Raw genomic sequence first — 15,927 nt, forward strand, 5'->3', positions numbered from 1 at the left:
GCTTACTCCCGCGGACCGTAACGCAGCGTGGCCTGGCGGCGGCGCACCACCTGGTAGGGCCGCCACAGGTAGCTGATCGGGATGCTCCACACGTGCACCAGGCGGGTGAACGGCGCGATCAGGAACAGGGTCAGGCCCAGGAAGATGTGCATCTTGTAGACCCAGCTGACGCCCTCGATGTAGTCGGCGGCACCGGCGCGGAAGGTCACGATGTGCTGCGCCCATTCGGCCAACTGCACCATCACCGCACCGTCCAGGTGGCCGGACGAGATGCGGATGCTGTACAGGCCCAGGCACAGCTGTGCGAACAGCAGCACCAGCACCAGGGTGTCACCGAAACTGCCGGTGGCCCGTACGCGCGCATTGAACAAGCGGCGTACCAGCAGGATGCTGATGCCGATGAAGCACAGTGCGCCGAACACACCACCGACCACCATCGCCAGCATCTGCTTCTGCGACGAGGTGATGAAGTGCTCATACACCGCGTGCGGGGTCAGCAGGCCGACCAGGTGGCCGCCGAGGATGGCCAGGATGCCGATGTGGAAGCAGTTGCTGCCGATCCGCATGCCCTTGTCCGACAGCATCTGGCTGGAGCCGGTGCGCCAGGTGTACATGGCCTTGTCATAGCGGGCCCAGCTGCCGATCAGCAGCACCGCCACGGCGATGTACGGGTAGTACTGGAAGGCGAATTGATGCAGGGAGTAACTCATGGCTGGACCTCTCGATGCGAAGGACGGGCCGGCGAACGCACGGGTGGCTTGCAGTCTTCGGAGGGTGCTTCGGCGCCGAAGCGCACCGCCTCCTCCTCCCACAAGCGGTCCATGGCCTCGGCGGTATCGTCGCGGACTTCTTCGCTGGCACGCTGGCGCAGCGCTTGCAGATCGGCCTTGCCGTCACCGGCTTCGACCAGGATCTCGAACAGCACTCGATGCGGCAGCTCGCGCTCGGCGGCACGTGCCGCCAGCATCCCGGCGATGTGGCCGATGTGATGCAGCCACTCGCGGGCCTCGCTGCCGGGGCGATGGGCCAGGAACTCCAGCAGCAGCGGCAGGTAGTCCGGCAACTCGCGCGCATCCAGTTCGAAGCCGTTGCGGCGGTAGGTCTCGACCAGATCGACCATGGCCTGGCCGCGGTCGCGCGACTCGCCATGGATGTGTTCGAACAGCAGCAGGCTCATCGAGCGGCCGCGGTCGAAACTGGCCAGCCACGCCGCCTGCGCATCCAGCGCATCGGTGTCCAGCAGCTGCTGCACGAAGCTGCGCAGCTGCTGGCGGCGGGCGGTGTTCAGCGCCGGGTCGTCGCAGGCGGCGAGCAGTTCCTCGCCGTGCTGCCACAGTTCTTCACGGGGGTAATCCAGCAGCACCCCGACCAGCTTGAGCACGCTCATCACACCACCTCCTTGCGGCGATGATTGGGGCCGTTGTCCACCACGAACGTTGTGCTCTTGCGCTGGCCGAACAGATCGGCCGGGCTGTCACCGTTGCAGCCGTTGCCGAAGGTGAAGCCGCAGCCGCCGCGCTCGCCGAAGGCATCGTTGGCGTATTCGCGGTGGCCGGTCGGAATCACGAAACGGTCCTCGTAGTTGGCAATGGCCAGGTAGCGGTACATCTCTTCCACCTGGGCGATGCTCAGCCCGGTCTGTTCCAGCACCGCGGTGTCTTCCACGCCATCCACGTTCTTGGCCCGGCGCCAGGCACGCATCGCCATCAGACGCTCCAGTGCGCGTACCACCGGCGCTTCGTCACCCGCCGTCAGCAGGTTGGCCAGGTAGCGCATCGGAATACGCAGCGAGGCCACGTCCGGCAGCTCACCGCTCATGCCCACGCGACCACGTTCGGCGGCCGACTGGATCGGAGACAGCGGTGGCACATACCAGACCATCGGCAGCGTGCGGTATTCCGGGTGCAGCGGCAGCGCCAGCTTCCAGTCGATCGCCAGCTTGTACACCGGCGACTGCTTGGCCGCGTCCAGCCAGCTGTCCGGGATGCCCTCCTTGCGCGCGGCGGCGATCACCGCCGGGTCGTTCGGGTCCAGGAAGATGTCCAGGTGGGCCTGGTACAGGTCTTTCTCGGCGGCCACCGAGGCGGCCTCGGCGATGCGATCGGCGTCGTACAGCATCACGCCCAGGTAGCGGATGCGGCCCACGCAGGTTTCCGAACACACGGTCGGCTCGCCCATCTCGATGCGCGGGTAGCAGAAGATGCACTTCTCCGACTTGCCGCTCTTCCAGTTGTAGTAGATCTTCTTGTACGGGCACGCCGACACGCACATGCGCCAGCCGCGGCACTTGTCCTGATCGATCAGCACGATGCCATCTTCCTCGCGCTTGTAGATCGCGCCCGACGGGCACGCCGACACGCACGCCGGGTTCAGGCAGTGCTCGCACAGGCGCGGCAGGTACATCATGAAGGTCTTCTCGAAGGCGCCGTAGATCTCCTTCTGCACCTGGTCGAAGTTGTAGTCGCGCGAGCGCTTGCTGAACTCAGAACCGAGGATCTCCTCCCAGTTCGGGCCCCACTCGATCTTCTGCATGCGCTCGCCACTGATCAGCGAACGCGGCCGCGCGGTGGGCTGGTGCTGGCTGTCCTTGGCGGTGTGCAGGTTCTGGTAGTCGAAATCGAACGGCTCGTAGTAGTCGTCGATCTGTGGCAGGTCCGGATTGGCGAAGATCTTGGCCAGCATGCGCCAGCGGCCACCGGCACGCGGCACCAGCTTGCCGGCGCGGGTACGCACCCAGCCGCCGTTCCACTTGTCCTGGTTCTCCCATTCCTTGGGGTAGCCGATGCCCGGCTTGGTTTCCACGTTGTTGAACCAGGCGTACTCGACGCCCTCGCGCGAGGTCCAGACGTTCTTGCAGGTGATCGAGCAGGTATGGCAGCCGATGCACTTGTCCAGGTTCAGCACCATCGCGATCTGTGCACGGACCTTCATCACACCACCTCCTTGGCCATTGCAGGAACGCTTTCACCATCCAACCAATCAACCTTGTCCATCTTGCGCACGATCACGAACTCGTCGCGGTTGGTGCCGCAGGTGCCGTAGTAGTTGAAGCCGTAGGCCAGCTGCGCGTAGCCACCGATCATGTGGGTGGGCTTGAGCACGATGCGGGTCACCGAGTTGTGGATGCCGCCGCGGGTCCCGGAAATCTCCGAGCCCGGCACGTTGATGATGCGTTCCTGGGCGTGGTACATCATCGCCATGCCCGGCATCACGCGCTGGCTGACCACCGCACGCGCGGCAATCGCACCGTTGACGTTGAACAACTCGATCCAGTCGTTGTCGACGATGCCGGCACTGCGCGCGTCGTCCTCGCTCAGCCACACGATCGGGCCACCGCGCGACAGCGTCTGCATGATCAGGTTGTCGCTGTAGGTGCTGTGGATACCCCACTTCTGATGTGGGGTGATCCAGTTCAGCACGATCTCCTTGTTGCCGTTCGGGCGCTGGTTCAGCAGCGGCTCCACCGTGCGCGTGTTGACCGGCGGTCGGTAGCCCATGAAGGCCTCACCGAAGTCGATCATCCACTCGTGGTCCTGGTAGAACTGCTGGCGACCGGTCACCGTGCGCCACGGAATCAGCTCGTGCACGTTGGTATAGCCGGCGTTGTAGCTGACGTTGTCGTCCTCCAGGCCCGACCAGATCGGCGAAGAGATGATCTTGCGCGGCTGTGCCTGGATGTCACGGAAGCGGATCGCCTCGTGCTCCTTGCCCACCGCCAGGTGGGTGTGCTCGCGACCAGTGAAGGTGCCCAGCGATTCCCAGGCCTTCACCGCCACATGGCCGTTGGTCTCCGGTGCCAGGTGCAGGATCACCTCGGCCGCGTCGATCGCGGTCGAGATGGCCGGGCGGCCCTGGCTCACGCCCTCGTCGTGCACGGTGTGGTTGAGTTTGCCGAGGAATTCGACTTCGTGCTTCGTGTCCCAGCTCATGCCCTTGCCGCCGTTGCCCAGCGTGTCCAGCAGCGGGCCCAGCGAGGTGAACTTGCGGTACAGGTTCGGGTAGTCGCGCTCCACCACCGTCATCGACGGCATGGTCTGGCCCGGAATGGCCTCGCACTCGCCCTTCTTCCAATCAGCCACGCCGAACGGCATGCCCAGCTCGTTGGGGGTGTCATGCAGGGTCGGCACCAGCACCAGGTCCTTCTCCACGCCCAGCACACCGGGCGCCATCTCACTTACGGTGCGGGCAACTTCCTTGAAGATCTCCCAGTCGCTGCGCGATTCCCAGGCCGGATCCACCGCCTTCGACAGCGGGTGGATGAACGGGTGCATGTCCGAGGTGTTGAGGTCGTCCTTCTCGTACCAGGTGGCCGTGGGCAGCACGATGTCCGAGTACAGCGCGGTGGTGCACATGCGGAAGTCCAGCGTCACCAGCAGGTCGAGCTTTCCTTCCGGCGCTTCGTCACGCCACTTCACCTCCTCCGGCTTGACCGCGCCCATCTCGCCCAGGTCCTTGCCCTGCAGGCCATGGCGCGTCCCCAGCAGGTGCCGCAGCATGTACTCGTGGCCCTTGCCCGACGAACCCAACAGGTTCGAGCGCCAGATGAACATCATCCGCGGATGGTTCTGCTGTGCATCCGGATCGGCAAACGCGAAGTCCAGCGAGCCGTCCTTGAACTTGCCCAGCGCGTAGTCGGCCGGGGCAACACCCGCCGCTTCGGCCTCGCGTACCAGCTGCAGCGGGTTGCGGTCCAGCTGCGGCGCACACGGCAGCCAGCCCATGCGCACCGCGCGCAGGTTGAGGTCGGCCAGGCTGCCGCTGTACTTGCTCGCATCCGCCAGCGGCGACAGCAGCTCGTCCACCTGCAGCTTCTCGTAGCGCCATTGCCCGGTGTTGAAGTAGAAGAACGAGGTGCCGTTCATGTGGCGCGGCGGGCGGCTCCAGTCCAGGCCGAAGGCCAGCGGCTGCCAGCCGGTCTGCGGGCGCAGCTTTTCCTGGCCCACGTAATGCGCCCAGCCGCCACCGGTCTGGCCCACGCAACCGCACATGATCAGCATGTTGATCAGGCCGCGGTAGTTCATATCGTTGTGGAACCAATGGTTCATCCCGGCGCCGACGATGATCATCGAACGGCCATGGGTCTTGTCGGCGGTACGGGCGAACTCGCGGGCAATCTCGATCACTTCCGCACGCGACACGCCGGTGATGCGTTCCTGCCAGGCCGGGGTGCCCGGCACCATGTCGTCGAAGCTCGATGCCACGTTGCCGCCGCCAAAGCCACGGTCGACGCCGTACTGGGCCAGCAGCAGGTCGTAGACCGTGGCCACCAGGGTCTCGCCACCCTCGGCCAGGGCCAGGCGACGCACCGGGATGTTGCGCTCAAGCACGTCGTCGGCCGGCGCAGCGGTCCAGCCCTCAGACTCGATGCCACCGAAGTACGGGAAGCTCACCGCTTCGATGCCCTCATGGCCATCGGCCAGGCTCAGGCGCAGGCGTGTATCGGCGCCCTTGCTTTCCTTCTCCTCGATGTTCCACTTTCCCTTCTCGCCCCAGCGGAAGCCGATGGAGCCATTGGGCACCACGATCTGGCCGCTGCTCTCGTCATAGGCCAGGGTCTTCCAGTCCGGATTGTTGGCTTCACCCAGGCCACCCAGCTCGCTCGCACGCAGGAACCGGCCCGCCACCAGACGGCCATCGTCGCGGCGTTCCAGTCGCACCAGCATCGGCATGTCCGAGTACTGGCGGCAATAGTCCTGGAAGTACTGCGAGGGCGAATCGACGTGGAACTCGCGCAGGATCACATGGCCGAAGGCGAACGCCAGCGCCGCATCGGTGCCCTGCTTGGGGTGCAGCCAGTGGTCGGTCAGCTTGGCCAGCTCGGAATAGTCCGGGCAGATCGCCACCGTCTTGGTGCCGTTGTATCGCGCCTCGGTGAAGAAGTGCGCATCGGGCGTACGCGTCTGCGGCACGTTCGAGCCCCAGGCGATGATGTAACGGCTGTTGTACCAGTCGGCCGATTCGGGCACGTCGGTCTGCTCGCCCCAGATCTGCGGCGAGGCCGGCGGCAGATCGCAGTACCAGTCGTAGAAGGACAGGCAGGCGCCGCCCAGCAGCGACAGGTAACGCGCGCCGGCGGCGTAGGACACCATCGACATCGCCGGAATCGGCGAGAACCCGACCACGCGGTCCGGGCCATACTGCTTCACCGTGTACAGGTTGGAGGCGGCGATGATCTCGTTGGCCTCTTCCCACTGCAGGCGCACGAAGCCGCCCATGCCGCGGCGGGTCTTGTACGAACGCGCCTTCTCCTTGTCCTCCACGATGCTGGCCCAGGCATCGACCGGAGCCTTGCTCTTGCGCGCTTCGCGCCACAGGCGCAGCAGCGTGCCGCGGATCAGCGGGTACTTCAGCCGGTTGGCGCTGTACAGGTACCAGGAATAGCTGGCGCCACGCGGGCAGCCACGCGGTTCATGGTTGGGCAGGTCCGGGCGCGTACGCGGGTAATCGGTCTGCTGGGTTTCCCAGGTGACCAGGCCGTTCTTGACGTAGATCTTCCAGCTGCACGAACCCGTGCAGTTCACGCCGTGGGTGGAGCGCACGATCTTGTCGTACTGCCAGCGGGCGCGGTAGCTGTTTTCCCAGTCACGGCCTTCGCTCTTGGCGAATCCGTGGCCATCGGCAAAGGTCTGGGGGTCACGCTTGAAGAACTGCAAGCGATCGAGGAAATAACTCATCGGGGGTCTCCCTTTGCGGACATCGGCATCGTGGCTGTGTGTGTCATCTGGCTGCGGTGCGTTTTCATGTCGTCAGCAGGGTGTCTCGGCACCGCGCCGGTAGTACCACCACCAGGTCACGGCCAGGCAGGTGACGTAGAAAACAACGAATCCGTACAGCGCCATGTCGGGGCTGCCGGTCAAGGTGATGGACGAGCCGTAGCTCTTGGGAATGAAGAAACCGCCATAGGCACCGATCGCACCGGAGAAACCGACCACCGCGGCCGACTCGATGCTGGCCTGGTGCGCGGCGGTAGCCTTGCCCTCGGCGTTGTCGTTGGCCGACCAGCGCTCATGCAGGGTGCGGAAGATCACCGGGATCATGCGGAAGGTGGTGCCGTTGCCGATGCCGCTGAGCACGAACAGCGCCATGAAGCTGAGCAGGAAGCCATGGAAGTTGCCGCCCTGGCCGTGACTGGGCAGGAAGTGCAGCACGCCGAACACGGCCGCGATCATCAGCGCGAACACCCAGAAGGTCAGGCGTGCGCCACCCCAGCGGTCGGCCATGCTGCCGCCCACCGAGCGCATCAACGCACCCAGCAGCGGGCCGATGAAGGCGTAGGCCAGCGGGTTCACATCCGGGAACTGGCTCTTCACCAGCATCGGGAAGCCGGCCGAGAAACCGATGTAGGAACCGAAGGTGCCGATGTACAACCAGCACATCAGCCAGTTGTGCTTGCGGCGGAAGATCACCGCCTGCTCGGAGAACGACGAGCGGGCGCTGGTCAGGTCGTTCATGCCGAACCAGGCCGCGATGGCACACAGCGCAATCGCCGGCACCCAGATGAAGCCGGCGTTCTGCAGGAACAACGGCGCCCCACCCTCCACCGTGGGCTGCGGTGCACCACCCAGCGCACCGAACACGCCCACGGTGATGACCAGCGGGATCACCGCCTGCGCCACCGACACGCCCACATTGCCCAGGCCGGCGTTCAAGCCCAGCGCCAGGCCCTGCTTCTGCTTGGGGTAGAAGAAGGAGATGTTGGACATCGACGACGAGAAATTCGCGCCACCGAACCCGCACAGGATCGCGATGGCCACGAACACCCCGTACGGCGTGGCCGGGTCCTGTACCGCAAAGCCGAGCCAGAGCGTCGGCGCCAGCAGCGAGGCCGTGGACAGCGCGGTCCAGCGGCGGCCACCGAAGATCGGAATCACGAACGAATAGAAGATGCGCAGCGTAGCGCCGGACAGGCTGGGCAGCGCCACCAGCCAGAACAGCTGGTCGGTGCTGAAGTTGAAGCCGATCTTCGGCAGGCTGATCGACACCGCCGAGAACAGTACCCAGACCGAGAAGGCCAGCAGCAGCGAGGGGATCGAGATGACCAGGTTGCGGGTGGCGACCCGCTTGCCGGTACGCTCCCAGTAGCCGGGGTCCTCCGGCGTCCAGTCGCTGATGACGCGACCCGGACGGGCAGTGCTGCGGACAACAGGATCGCTACCGACGGTCATACATGGCTCCAAGGCTGTGGAATGACGTGGGTACTGCTTTCAAGTTGTGACCCGTCGTCATGCAGCCATTAGGCCGTGCAGCAACAACGACGGGGTTGATCTGGATCAATCAGGGGGCGGTTTCCACCCTGCCCCTGACAAATGTCAAACCGAAGGCGCGGTGGTGCGGCGGGTCACCCCGCGCTGGCGCACGCTGTCGCGCACATCCACATCGAACTGCAGCTGAAGCTGGCCGCCATCTTCCAGGGCAATGTCGAACGGCAGGCCGTCACGGCACGGCAGCCGCGCCGCCAAGGCCTCGACTGCCGGGCGCGGCAACACCAGGCGGCAGAAGGTGCCGCCATCGAGCAGCACCGGTTGATCACCGCCATGCAGCGACACCGCCATGCCCCAGCCCTCGATGCCGCCAAAGCGGGTCATGTTCTCGACCGATTCACCGGCCAGCAGGCGCGCCAGTTCGGCCTCGTCCAGGCGAAGCCGTACTGATTGATCCTGCAACTGCACTTTCATGACGCAACATCCTCCCATTGTTCGGGGGTATTGCAGTTGACCAGGCAGGCTTCGTCAACGCTTTCCAGCAGCAGCGCGTGCATCTGCAGGCGGCGCTGGAAGGCCTGTACCGAGCGCGGCCCGTCCGCATCATCCAGCATCGCGGCCAGCACGCTACGAGTGGCATTGTCCACATTCAACCGCATGGGAAAGGGATGCCCGTCAAAGATCGTGCATGCGCCCTGCCCCTCGGCAGCCAGCCGTTGCAGCAGCCGTGGCGCCAGCAACGGCGTATCCACCGCTACCACCCAGGCCGGGCTGTCGGGCATCTGCTGCATCACGCTGTGCAGTCCACCCAGGGGGCCGCAGCGCGCTACCTGATCGGGGATGCCGCCGAAGGCCGGATAGTCACCGCTCACCCAGACCCGACCGGCGCCAGCCTGCAGCAGCAGGCCACGCATGTGTTCCAGCAGGGTGCGCCCCTGCCACGGCAGCAGCGCCTTGTCGCGCCCCATCCGGCTGGACAGGCCACCGGCCAGCACGATGCCGTTGATGGTTCCATTCATGGTAGAGCCATGCCATGCGTGGCTGCAGCGGGCTCAATGGGGGTGGTCGTGCGCATGGTCATGGGCATGTGCGGGCTCGCTGTCCGCATGGCACAGGCTGCAACCCTCGCTCCACTCGCTGTCGCCGTCCTCGTAATGCTCCTGCTTCCAGATCGGGCACTGGTGCTTCACCACCTCGATCAACTGGCGGCAGGCACGGAACGCCTCGTCCCGGTGCGGGCTGCCCGCAGCCACCACCACCGCCACATCGCCAATGCCCAACCGGCCCTTGGCATGGGCCACATACAGCTTCAGCTTCGGACCGAACGTCGCCTCGACCTCGGCGGCCAAGCGCTTGAACTCGTTCAACACCAGCGGCTCGAACAGGTCGTAGGTGATCCCGGTCACCGGTCGGCCGATATTGACGTCGCGCACCTTGCCGATGAACACATCGATGCCACCGAAACCCGGATCGGACACCGCAGCGATGCCCTCGGCCGGATCGATCGCCGCCTGCGCGCGGTCCACCACCTTGGCGATGATCTTCTCGCTCATCGCTCAGCCCCCGCTTACCGGCGGCAGGATCGCCACCCGGCCATCGTCGGGCAGCGCTTCGTGGTCACGCAGCACGCGTTGCTGGTCGGCGAACGCCGAGTAGTCCAGCAGGCCAGCGCGGAAACCCGGCCAACGCGTCGGCAGCAGCTCGCGCAGCGCCTGGCGCAGGTCGGCCACGGTGCCACCGGCCACCTCCACCGCGATCTCGCGGCTGGCATCCAGATCGGAAAACGCACCAAACAACTGCAGATTCACCTGTTTCATCATGACTCCTGGCTCGCCAGCTGCACCGGGTCATGGTGACCCCAGCCCTGCACACGCACGTAGGTGCCAGCGTTGGCCAGGTCTCCCTCGGCCTCCAGCACCACCCAGGCGTTGGCCTGCAGCATGGACATCAAACGGAACGACTCCTGCCCGGACAGCACGCGCGCACTCAGGCGGCCCTGAGCGTCCACTTCCACCCGCGCACGCGCGTGGAAGCGCAGGCCCGGCGGCTTGCGCACGTCGGCCTGCAGCGGCAGCTGCAACACGGTTTCCGGTGCCAGCCCCAGCAGGCGCCGCAGCACCGGCTCGACGAAGAAGCGCTGGCCCACGGCGGCCGACACAGGGTTGCCGGGCAGACCGAAATACAGCGCACCATTAGGCAGCACCGCGAACAACAGCGGCTTGCCGGGGCGGATCGCTACCTTGTGGAACACGATGCGCGCACGACGTCCACGCAGCGCATCGGGAACGAAATCGTAGCGGCCGGCCGACACCGCGCCCGTGCTGATCAGCAGCTGCGCGCCTGCAGCCAGCGCGTCATCCAGCACCGCATTGAACGCGGCCACGTCATCACCCACCGTGCCCTGCCACACCACTTCGGCACCGGCGGCCTGCAGGCGGCCAACCAGATACGGCCGGTTGCTGTCACGGATCTGGCCGGATTCCAGCGTCTGCGCCGCCTCGGTCACCAACTCCTTGCCGGTAGCGATCACTGCCGCCTTCGGCCGCGCCACCACCGCCACCTGGCCCACGCCGATGGCATGCAGCAGGGTGCGCGCATTGATGTCCAGCACCTGCCCGGCCTGCAGCACGCGCTCGCCTTCGCGTACATCCTGGCCGCGCAGGCGCACGTTCTGGCCCGGCTTCACCGTGCCCTTCAGGGCGATGCGGGTCGGGCGTCCTTCCTCGCTGGCGAGGATCTCCACGTTCTCGACCGGCACCACCGTATCCAGCCCAACCGGCATGCGCGCACCGGTCATGATTTCCCAGGCACCCTCGCCACCTTCGGCGCCGGCATCGCCGGCCGCCTGCCAACCCTGCACCGCGAATTCGGTACCGGCTTCGAACGTCGTGCCGTTGGCGCGCAGCGCGAAACCGTCCATCGCAGAATTGTCGAACGGCGGCAGCGACTGCCCACTGATGATGTCACTGGCCAGAGTGCGGCCGCCGGCCTCATGCAACGGCAGGCGCTCGGCCGGCAGCGGCGTGGCCGCATCCAGCAGGTGCTGCAGGGCTTCGCTATAGGCAATCATCAGTGGCCACCACCATCGACCATCGCCAAAGCGTGGCCCAGCACCGGCGCCAGAATATCGAGGCACTGCGCCGCCGCCTTCGGGCTGCCCGGCAGTGCGAACACCAGCATGTTGCCCAGCTGCACCACCTCGGCGCGGCTCAGCCAGGCCATCGGCGTGTGCTGTGCGCTCAGTGCCCGCACCATCTGCGCCAGGCCATGCACCGGCCGTGCGTTCAAGGAACGCAGCGCCTCCGGGGTCAGGTCACGCGGGCCCAGCCCGGTACCGCCGGTGCACAGGCACAGGCGCACGCCCTCGGCGGCCAGTGCCTGCAGGCGGCCCGCCAACGGCTCGATGCCGTCGGGCAAGATCTCGGCGGCCACGACCTCACCGCCCAGCTTTTTCAGGCCGCTTACCAGGGTTGGGCCGGACACATCTTCATAGGTGCCCTCGCTGGCGCGATCGCTCAGCGTGATCACCGCGCAGGCCGCGCCCTCCAGGCCCTTCGGCGCACGCGGCTTGAAGCGCGCGCGCTCGGCATCGTCCATGCCATCCGGGTGCAGCCACACGCCGCGCTTGCCGCCTTCCTTGAACAGCAGGCGGATGCCCTCGATGCGCAGTGCCGGTTCCACCGGCTTGCTCAGGTCGTACAGGGTCAGCAGGGCCGCGTTGACGCCGGCCAGTGCCTCCATCTCCACGCCGGTGCGCGCCTCGCTGGCGCACTCGCACCACACGCGGATCGCCTGCCGTTCCGGTACCGGCGCGCAGAACACCTGCACCAGTTCCAGCGGCAGCGGGTGGCACAGCGGCATCAGCATCGAGGCCATCTTGGCGCCCTGCAGGCCGGCAATCTCGGCCATCACCAGCGCATCGCCCTTGGGCAGGCGGCGCTCGACGATCAGCGGATAGGCCACCGGACCGGCATGCAGCTCGCCCACCGCCACCGCACGGCGGCGGGTGATGCGCTTGTCGCGGACATCGGCCATGTGGAAGGCCGCATTCAATTCCCCACTCATCGTGTTGCTCATCCTCCGATGGAGGCCAGGTGCGGGGTCAGCCCGGTCTGGCCCTGGTGCAGTCCATGCCCGGCCGCTTTCAGGCCAAGCTGTGTGGTGATGCGTGCCAGCAGCGCCTCGTGGTCATCGTCGCTCTGCAGCAGCGGGCGCAGCGGCACGCCGAACTCGCCGAACAGGCATAGCCGCAGGTCACCCTTGGCGGTCACCCGCAGGCGGTTGCAGCCCTTGCAGAAGTCACGCGAATACGGGGCGATGATGCCGATGCTGCCGCGATGGTCGGGGTGGCCGAACTCACGCGCCGGGCCGGCATCGGCCGCACGCGGACGCTCGTGCCAGCCGGCCGCCAGCAGCTGCTCGATCACCAGGTCGGCGCGCAGGTGGTGGCGCTGGAAATAGGCTTCGTTGTCGCCGGTGCGCATCAGTTCGATGAAGCGCACGCTGAAGGGGCGGTCACGCAGGTAGTCCATCCACTGCGGCAGCTCGTCGTCGTTCAGGCCGCGCAACAGCACCGCGTTGAGCTTGATCGCCGGCAGGCCGAGCGCCTGCGCCAGGGCCAGGCCCTGTTCGATCTCCGGCAGGCGGTCATGCCCGGTGATGGTCCTGAAGCGTTCGCGCTGCAGGCTGTCCATGCTCACGTTCAGCGCGGTCAGGCCGGCGCGGTGCCAGCCCGGCAGGCGACGCGGCAGCAGCGTGCCATTGGTGGTGATGGCCACCTTGCGGATGCCCGGCACCGCCGCCACGGTGGCGATGATCTCGTCCAGGTCCTTGCGCAGGCTGGGCTCGCCACCGGTCAGGCGGATCTTGCTCATGCCCAGCGCGGCGAACGCGCGCACCAGGCGCGCGATTTCATCCACCTGCAGGAAGCGCGGCCGGCCATCGGCCTGGTAACCGTCGGGCAGGCAGTAGCTGCAACGGAAGTTGCAGGCTTCGGTCAGCGACAGGCGCAGGTACGGAAAGCTGCGTCCGAAACCGTCGGTGAGTTGGCTCATGGCTGGTCCACCTTGTTGCTCCACCGTCTTGCCTGTGCCCGGAACGGCCCGGAAACCCTCGTCTGCTGGAACGATTGCCAGAGTACGCGGCAGTCAGTTCCATGGGCATGACTTAAATCAATCGTCTTCGGCCCCGCGCGGCAGGCGTTATGGCAGCATGCGGCTTTCCGTGCAGCGGGCGTGTGACAACCCTCATGATGATGAACGATTTCCAGCAGCTGCTGCACGCCGCAGGCCAGCAGGCTGAACCGCAACGCTTGCTGTTCGTATTCGTGCGCGCCGAGCTGCCCGAATCGCCCACCAGCGATCAGCGCGACCGGCATGACCGCCGCGAGGGCGGCACCCTGTCGCCGGTGCTGTGCGTGGACAAGCTGCCGGCCGAGGTGGCCAGCTTCCAGGCGCTGGCCACCGAATCGACCACCACCGGCATCGACTGGGACCTGGTCTTCGTGGCGGCGCTGGACGGCCGCGCCGGTTTCGCACCCAACAGCGACGAAGCCGCCCGCCCGCTGCAGCTGATGGTCAACGCCATCCACGACGGTCAGATCGGCCGCTTCGCCGCCTTCGACCGGGGCGGCGAGCCTGTTCAGTTCTATTGAGCCACCAGCTGCAGGGTCAGGAAGAAGATCACCAGCACGGTGTTCAGCCCCCAGGCCACGGTCAGCCCGCGCGCGGCCACGCCCAGGTTGGGGTTGTGCGCAGTGGGCGCCGCCCGCCACACCGCCGGGATGATCCAGCCGGTATAGAGCAGCAACACGGCGAACACCCCCAGCAGCAGCGACGTGCGCTGGTTGGCCAACGCCCAGAGGGCCACGGCCCACAGTATGTTGCTGGGAATGACGCCCTGCAGCCAGAACACACTCCAGAGCCGTGAACGCCCCGGGGTATCGGGCGCCGGGTGCAGGGAAGCGGTGGCGGTCATAAGTCTCCTTCTGGTTAGGAAACGTGCCGGACCAGCCTGCGCTTGGTGGTTGGGAACGTCAACCCGAGTCGCACGTCACGCTTTGGCGCCGGTGGGGCCCAGCGACGCTCGACTCAGGCTCGCGCGGAGCCTGTCGCCATCGCCCCGCCCAACCCGCGCCCTTCCCTCCCCCAACCTCGACGTCTGTCGCAGATTGCACGGTGTGGGCGGATCACCGCGCCAGCCCGCGCTGGCGGTGCTTAACAGCGTGGGAGAATGCCGAAAGCGTCTCCAATCGAGCGATGTTTGCAACTCTTCTGATTGGCATTGCACAGCGCCAGGGGCTCAGATGGCGTGCCACCGGAAAAGGGTGGCCGGGTTTCGAATCCCGAGTTGGTCCTGAGTGATTGCGCTTGCCAGTCGGCGTCCACATTCCGTGGCGCCGGCTGGCAATCCGTCTGCCGGCTATGGCGGGCGGTGCGTGGGGGCGTTCGCGCCCACCGGCTTGGGACCAACCCGGATTCGAACCATGCACCGCCCGCCACTTTTATGGGTGGCGGCTACCGATTGCCCTGCACGGAGCCTTGCCATGAACAAATCGAACTTCCCGCACCTGCACGCCGACCACGGCACCACCCACGACGACGGTTCGCCACAGGCTGCGCCTGCAGTGGACAGGAACACCTTCATTTCCAATCTCAACCGCATCGGCTCCGGTGCGGCAGCCGATGGCCAACCCTGGCCGGAGCGGCATCAACTCCCCGGCCGCTGCCTGGCCCTGGCCGATGCCGATTGCGCGTTGAGCGGGTTGCGTGTGGTGCTGGAAATGCTGCTGGCGGCCGAACGCACCCGGCAGAACGGCGAACCGGAAGAGTACGTGGGCGACCGGGTGATGGAGGGGTTGGTACTGGCCAGCCAGTCGTTGTGCGCGCAGGCGGTGGGGCGGTTGCAGCCTGAAGGCTGATCGGCACCCGCTATCCGGAAGCGGTGATGGGCGCCCATGCACTGCAGGAAACGGTGATGCTGATCGACCAACGCAGTCAACACGTGGCGACCTGAGCGGGCAGCCACCACCGCAACTGAGTCACTGGCGGTGTGCTGCTCGCCATGCCGGCCACGCTTCAGCGATCACGCTCACTGCCGACCTCAGGAACAACAGGGCGATCACTGCGCCGACGACAATATCCGGCCAGCCGCGCCCGGTCATGGCCACGCCGCCTGCGGCCACCAGCACGCCCAGGTTCGCGGCCACGTCATTGCGCGAGCACTCGAATGTGCTCTTCATGTTGATGTTCAAGCTGCGGAAACGCCACAGCAGCGCCACGCAGGTGAGGTTCGCCACCAGGGCAATGCCACCGAACACCAGCATCAGCGTGCTGGACGGTGGCACGCCGTTGACCAGCTTGACGGCCACTTCGAACACGATGAACACGAAGAAGGCCAGGATCAGCAGGCCCTTGGCCAGCGCCGCGCCCGCCTCCCAGCGTGCGCCTCGGTTTACCGCCCACAGGCTCAGGCCATAGACGATGGCATCTCCCAGCATGTCGACCGCATCGGCCTGCAGGGCACTGGATCGCGCGGCAAGGCCCGCGCCGAACTCGATGAAGAACATCGCCAGATTGATTGCCAGCACCGCTACCAGCACCCGCCGCTGGGCGCTGTGCAGCGCTATCGATGCCAGCTCCTGGCGCTTGTGGCCGCAGCACTGGTCCATGGGGGCGCTCCGCCGGGCGTGCCCGGGATTGAAATGAAAGGGAGCTGCCTTTATCAA

General features: G+C 66.3%; 16 protein-coding genes. 2 read left to right on the plus strand and 14 right to left on the minus strand.

Going from position 1 to position 15,927, the window contains the following annotated elements:
• Positions 1-2 precede the first annotated feature (2 nt).
• From narI to moaA, 12 genes are all read right to left on the minus strand, one after another.
• Complete coding sequence (gene narI, locus SriyCCGPB3_RS12145) at positions 3-710, minus strand: respiratory nitrate reductase subunit gamma (protein ID WP_125895825.1); 708 nt, start codon at positions 708-710, stop codon at positions 3-5.
• Positions 707-1,387 carry a nitrate reductase molybdenum cofactor assembly chaperone gene (gene narJ, locus SriyCCGPB3_RS12150; RefSeq protein WP_350259308.1) on the minus strand — a complete coding sequence of 227 codons (681 nt, stop codon included), beginning with the start codon at positions 1,385-1,387 and terminating at the stop codon, positions 707-709. Before narJ ends, narI begins: the two co-directional genes overlap by 4 nt.
• Entirely contained in the window at positions 1,387-2,931 is a 1,545-nt protein-coding gene (gene narH, locus SriyCCGPB3_RS12155; protein WP_065723460.1) for a nitrate reductase subunit beta, read from the minus strand. Before narH ends, narJ begins: the two co-directional genes overlap by 1 nt.
• Positions 2,931-6,674, minus strand: a complete 3,744-nt coding sequence (locus tag SriyCCGPB3_RS12160; protein ID WP_350259309.1) for a nitrate reductase subunit alpha — start codon at positions 6,672-6,674, stop codon at positions 2,931-2,933. Before SriyCCGPB3_RS12160 ends, narH begins: the two co-directional genes overlap by 1 nt.
• 72 nt (positions 6,675-6,746) lie before the next feature.
• Positions 6,747-8,165 carry a NarK family nitrate/nitrite MFS transporter gene (locus SriyCCGPB3_RS12165; RefSeq protein ID WP_088026206.1) on the minus strand — a complete coding sequence of 473 codons (1,419 nt, stop codon included), beginning with the start codon at positions 8,163-8,165 and terminating at the stop codon, positions 6,747-6,749.
• A 144-nt stretch (positions 8,166-8,309) separates the two neighbouring features.
• Positions 8,310-8,675 (minus strand): hypothetical protein, encoded by a 366-nt coding sequence (locus SriyCCGPB3_RS12170; RefSeq protein WP_329893602.1) that lies wholly within the window; start codon positions 8,673-8,675, stop codon positions 8,310-8,312.
• Positions 8,672-9,220 (minus strand): molybdenum cofactor guanylyltransferase, encoded by a 549-nt coding sequence (mobA, locus tag SriyCCGPB3_RS12175; RefSeq protein WP_350259310.1) that lies wholly within the window; start codon positions 9,218-9,220, stop codon positions 8,672-8,674. Before mobA ends, SriyCCGPB3_RS12170 begins: the two co-directional genes overlap by 4 nt.
• A 33-nt stretch (positions 9,221-9,253) precedes the next feature.
• Positions 9,254-9,754, minus strand: coding sequence for a molybdenum cofactor biosynthesis protein MoaE (locus tag SriyCCGPB3_RS12180; protein ID WP_248857805.1), 501 nt, complete (start codon positions 9,752-9,754; stop codon positions 9,254-9,256).
• Between the two features lie 3 nt (positions 9,755-9,757).
• Entirely contained in the window at positions 9,758-10,018 is a 261-nt protein-coding gene (locus tag SriyCCGPB3_RS12185; protein ID WP_049462752.1) for a MoaD/ThiS family protein, read from the minus strand.
• Positions 10,018-11,271 (minus strand): molybdopterin molybdotransferase MoeA, encoded by a 1,254-nt coding sequence (locus SriyCCGPB3_RS12190; RefSeq protein WP_350259311.1) that lies wholly within the window; start codon positions 11,269-11,271, stop codon positions 10,018-10,020. The genes SriyCCGPB3_RS12185 and SriyCCGPB3_RS12190 overlap by 1 nt, the downstream gene beginning before the upstream one ends.
• Positions 11,271-12,266: a bifunctional molybdenum cofactor biosynthesis protein MoaC/MoaB gene (moaCB, locus tag SriyCCGPB3_RS12195; RefSeq protein ID WP_110712544.1), complete on the minus strand. Its 996-nt coding sequence runs from the start codon at positions 12,264-12,266 to the stop codon at positions 11,271-11,273. The genes SriyCCGPB3_RS12190 and moaCB overlap by 1 nt, the downstream gene beginning before the upstream one ends.
• Positions 12,267-12,274: 8 nt before the next feature.
• Positions 12,275-13,255: a GTP 3',8-cyclase MoaA gene (moaA, locus tag SriyCCGPB3_RS12200; protein WP_350259312.1), complete on the minus strand. Its 981-nt coding sequence runs from the start codon at positions 13,253-13,255 to the stop codon at positions 12,275-12,277.
• Between the two features lie 194 nt (positions 13,256-13,449).
• Between moaA and SriyCCGPB3_RS12205 the strand changes: the two genes are divergently transcribed.
• The gene (locus tag SriyCCGPB3_RS12205) at positions 13,450-13,854 is read left to right on the plus strand and encodes a ribonucleotide reductase subunit alpha (protein WP_329893665.1); all 405 of its coding nucleotides are present in this window, start codon (positions 13,450-13,452) and stop codon (positions 13,852-13,854) included.
• Here SriyCCGPB3_RS12205 and SriyCCGPB3_RS12210 read toward each other — a convergent pair.
• Positions 13,848-14,177, minus strand: coding sequence for a hypothetical protein (locus SriyCCGPB3_RS12210; protein ID WP_094000759.1), 330 nt, complete (start codon positions 14,175-14,177; stop codon positions 13,848-13,850). The two genes, SriyCCGPB3_RS12205 and SriyCCGPB3_RS12210, sit on opposite strands and share 7 nt — an antisense overlap.
• 568 nt (positions 14,178-14,745) lie before the next feature.
• Here SriyCCGPB3_RS12210 and SriyCCGPB3_RS12215 point away from each other — a divergent pair.
• On the plus strand, positions 14,746-15,120 hold the full coding sequence (locus tag SriyCCGPB3_RS12215; protein ID WP_153855512.1) for a hypothetical protein: 375 nt from the start codon (positions 14,746-14,748) through the stop codon (positions 15,118-15,120).
• A gap of 120 nt (positions 15,121-15,240) precedes the next feature.
• Here the strand turns inward: SriyCCGPB3_RS12215 and SriyCCGPB3_RS12220 are convergent, their stop codons facing one another.
• Entirely contained in the window at positions 15,241-15,870 is a 630-nt protein-coding gene (locus SriyCCGPB3_RS12220; RefSeq protein WP_350259313.1) for a cation transporter, read from the minus strand.
• Positions 15,871-15,927 lie beyond the last annotated feature (57 nt).

This window comes from Stenotrophomonas riyadhensis, assembly GCF_040256885.1.
Classification (GTDB): domain Bacteria; phylum Pseudomonadota; class Gammaproteobacteria; order Xanthomonadales; family Xanthomonadaceae; genus Stenotrophomonas; species Stenotrophomonas riyadhensis.

Excerpts from the sequence above, each read along its gene's own strand:
- narI (WP_125895825.1), bottom strand. The coding sequence starts at position 710 with ATGAGTTACTCCCTGCATCAATTCGCCTTCCAGTACTACCCGTACATC.
- narJ (WP_350259308.1), bottom strand. The coding sequence starts at position 1,387 with ATGAGCGTGCTCAAGCTGGTCGGGGTGCTGCTGGATTACCCCCGTGAA.
- narH (WP_065723460.1), bottom strand. The coding sequence starts at position 2,931 with ATGAAGGTCCGTGCACAGATCGCGATGGTGCTGAACCTGGACAAGTGC.
- SriyCCGPB3_RS12160 (WP_350259309.1), bottom strand. The coding sequence starts at position 6,674 with ATGAGTTATTTCCTCGATCGCTTGCAGTTCTTCAAGCGTGACCCCCAG.
- SriyCCGPB3_RS12165 (WP_088026206.1), bottom strand. The coding sequence starts at position 8,165 with ATGACCGTCGGTAGCGATCCTGTTGTCCGCAGCACTGCCCGTCCGGGT.
- SriyCCGPB3_RS12170 (WP_329893602.1), bottom strand. The coding sequence starts at position 8,675 with ATGAAAGTGCAGTTGCAGGATCAATCAGTACGGCTTCGCCTGGACGAG.
- mobA (WP_350259310.1), bottom strand. The coding sequence starts at position 9,220 with ATGAATGGAACCATCAACGGCATCGTGCTGGCCGGTGGCCTGTCCAGC.
- SriyCCGPB3_RS12180 (WP_248857805.1), bottom strand. The coding sequence starts at position 9,754 with ATGAGCGAGAAGATCATCGCCAAGGTGGTGGACCGCGCGCAGGCGGCG.
- SriyCCGPB3_RS12185 (WP_049462752.1), bottom strand. The coding sequence starts at position 10,018 with ATGAAACAGGTGAATCTGCAGTTGTTTGGTGCGTTTTCCGATCTGGAT.
- SriyCCGPB3_RS12190 (WP_350259311.1), bottom strand. The coding sequence starts at position 11,271 with ATGATTGCCTATAGCGAAGCCCTGCAGCACCTGCTGGATGCGGCCACG.
- moaCB (WP_110712544.1), bottom strand. The coding sequence starts at position 12,266 with ATGAGTGGGGAATTGAATGCGGCCTTCCACATGGCCGATGTCCGCGAC.
- moaA (WP_350259312.1), bottom strand. The coding sequence starts at position 13,255 with ATGAGCCAACTCACCGACGGTTTCGGACGCAGCTTTCCGTACCTGCGC.
- SriyCCGPB3_RS12205 (WP_329893665.1), top strand. The coding sequence starts at position 13,450 with ATGATGATGAACGATTTCCAGCAGCTGCTGCACGCCGCAGGCCAGCAG.
- SriyCCGPB3_RS12210 (WP_094000759.1), bottom strand. The coding sequence starts at position 14,177 with ATGACCGCCACCGCTTCCCTGCACCCGGCGCCCGATACCCCGGGGCGT.
- SriyCCGPB3_RS12215 (WP_153855512.1), top strand. The coding sequence starts at position 14,746 with ATGAACAAATCGAACTTCCCGCACCTGCACGCCGACCACGGCACCACC.
- SriyCCGPB3_RS12220 (WP_350259313.1), bottom strand. The coding sequence starts at position 15,870 with ATGGACCAGTGCTGCGGCCACAAGCGCCAGGAGCTGGCATCGATAGCG.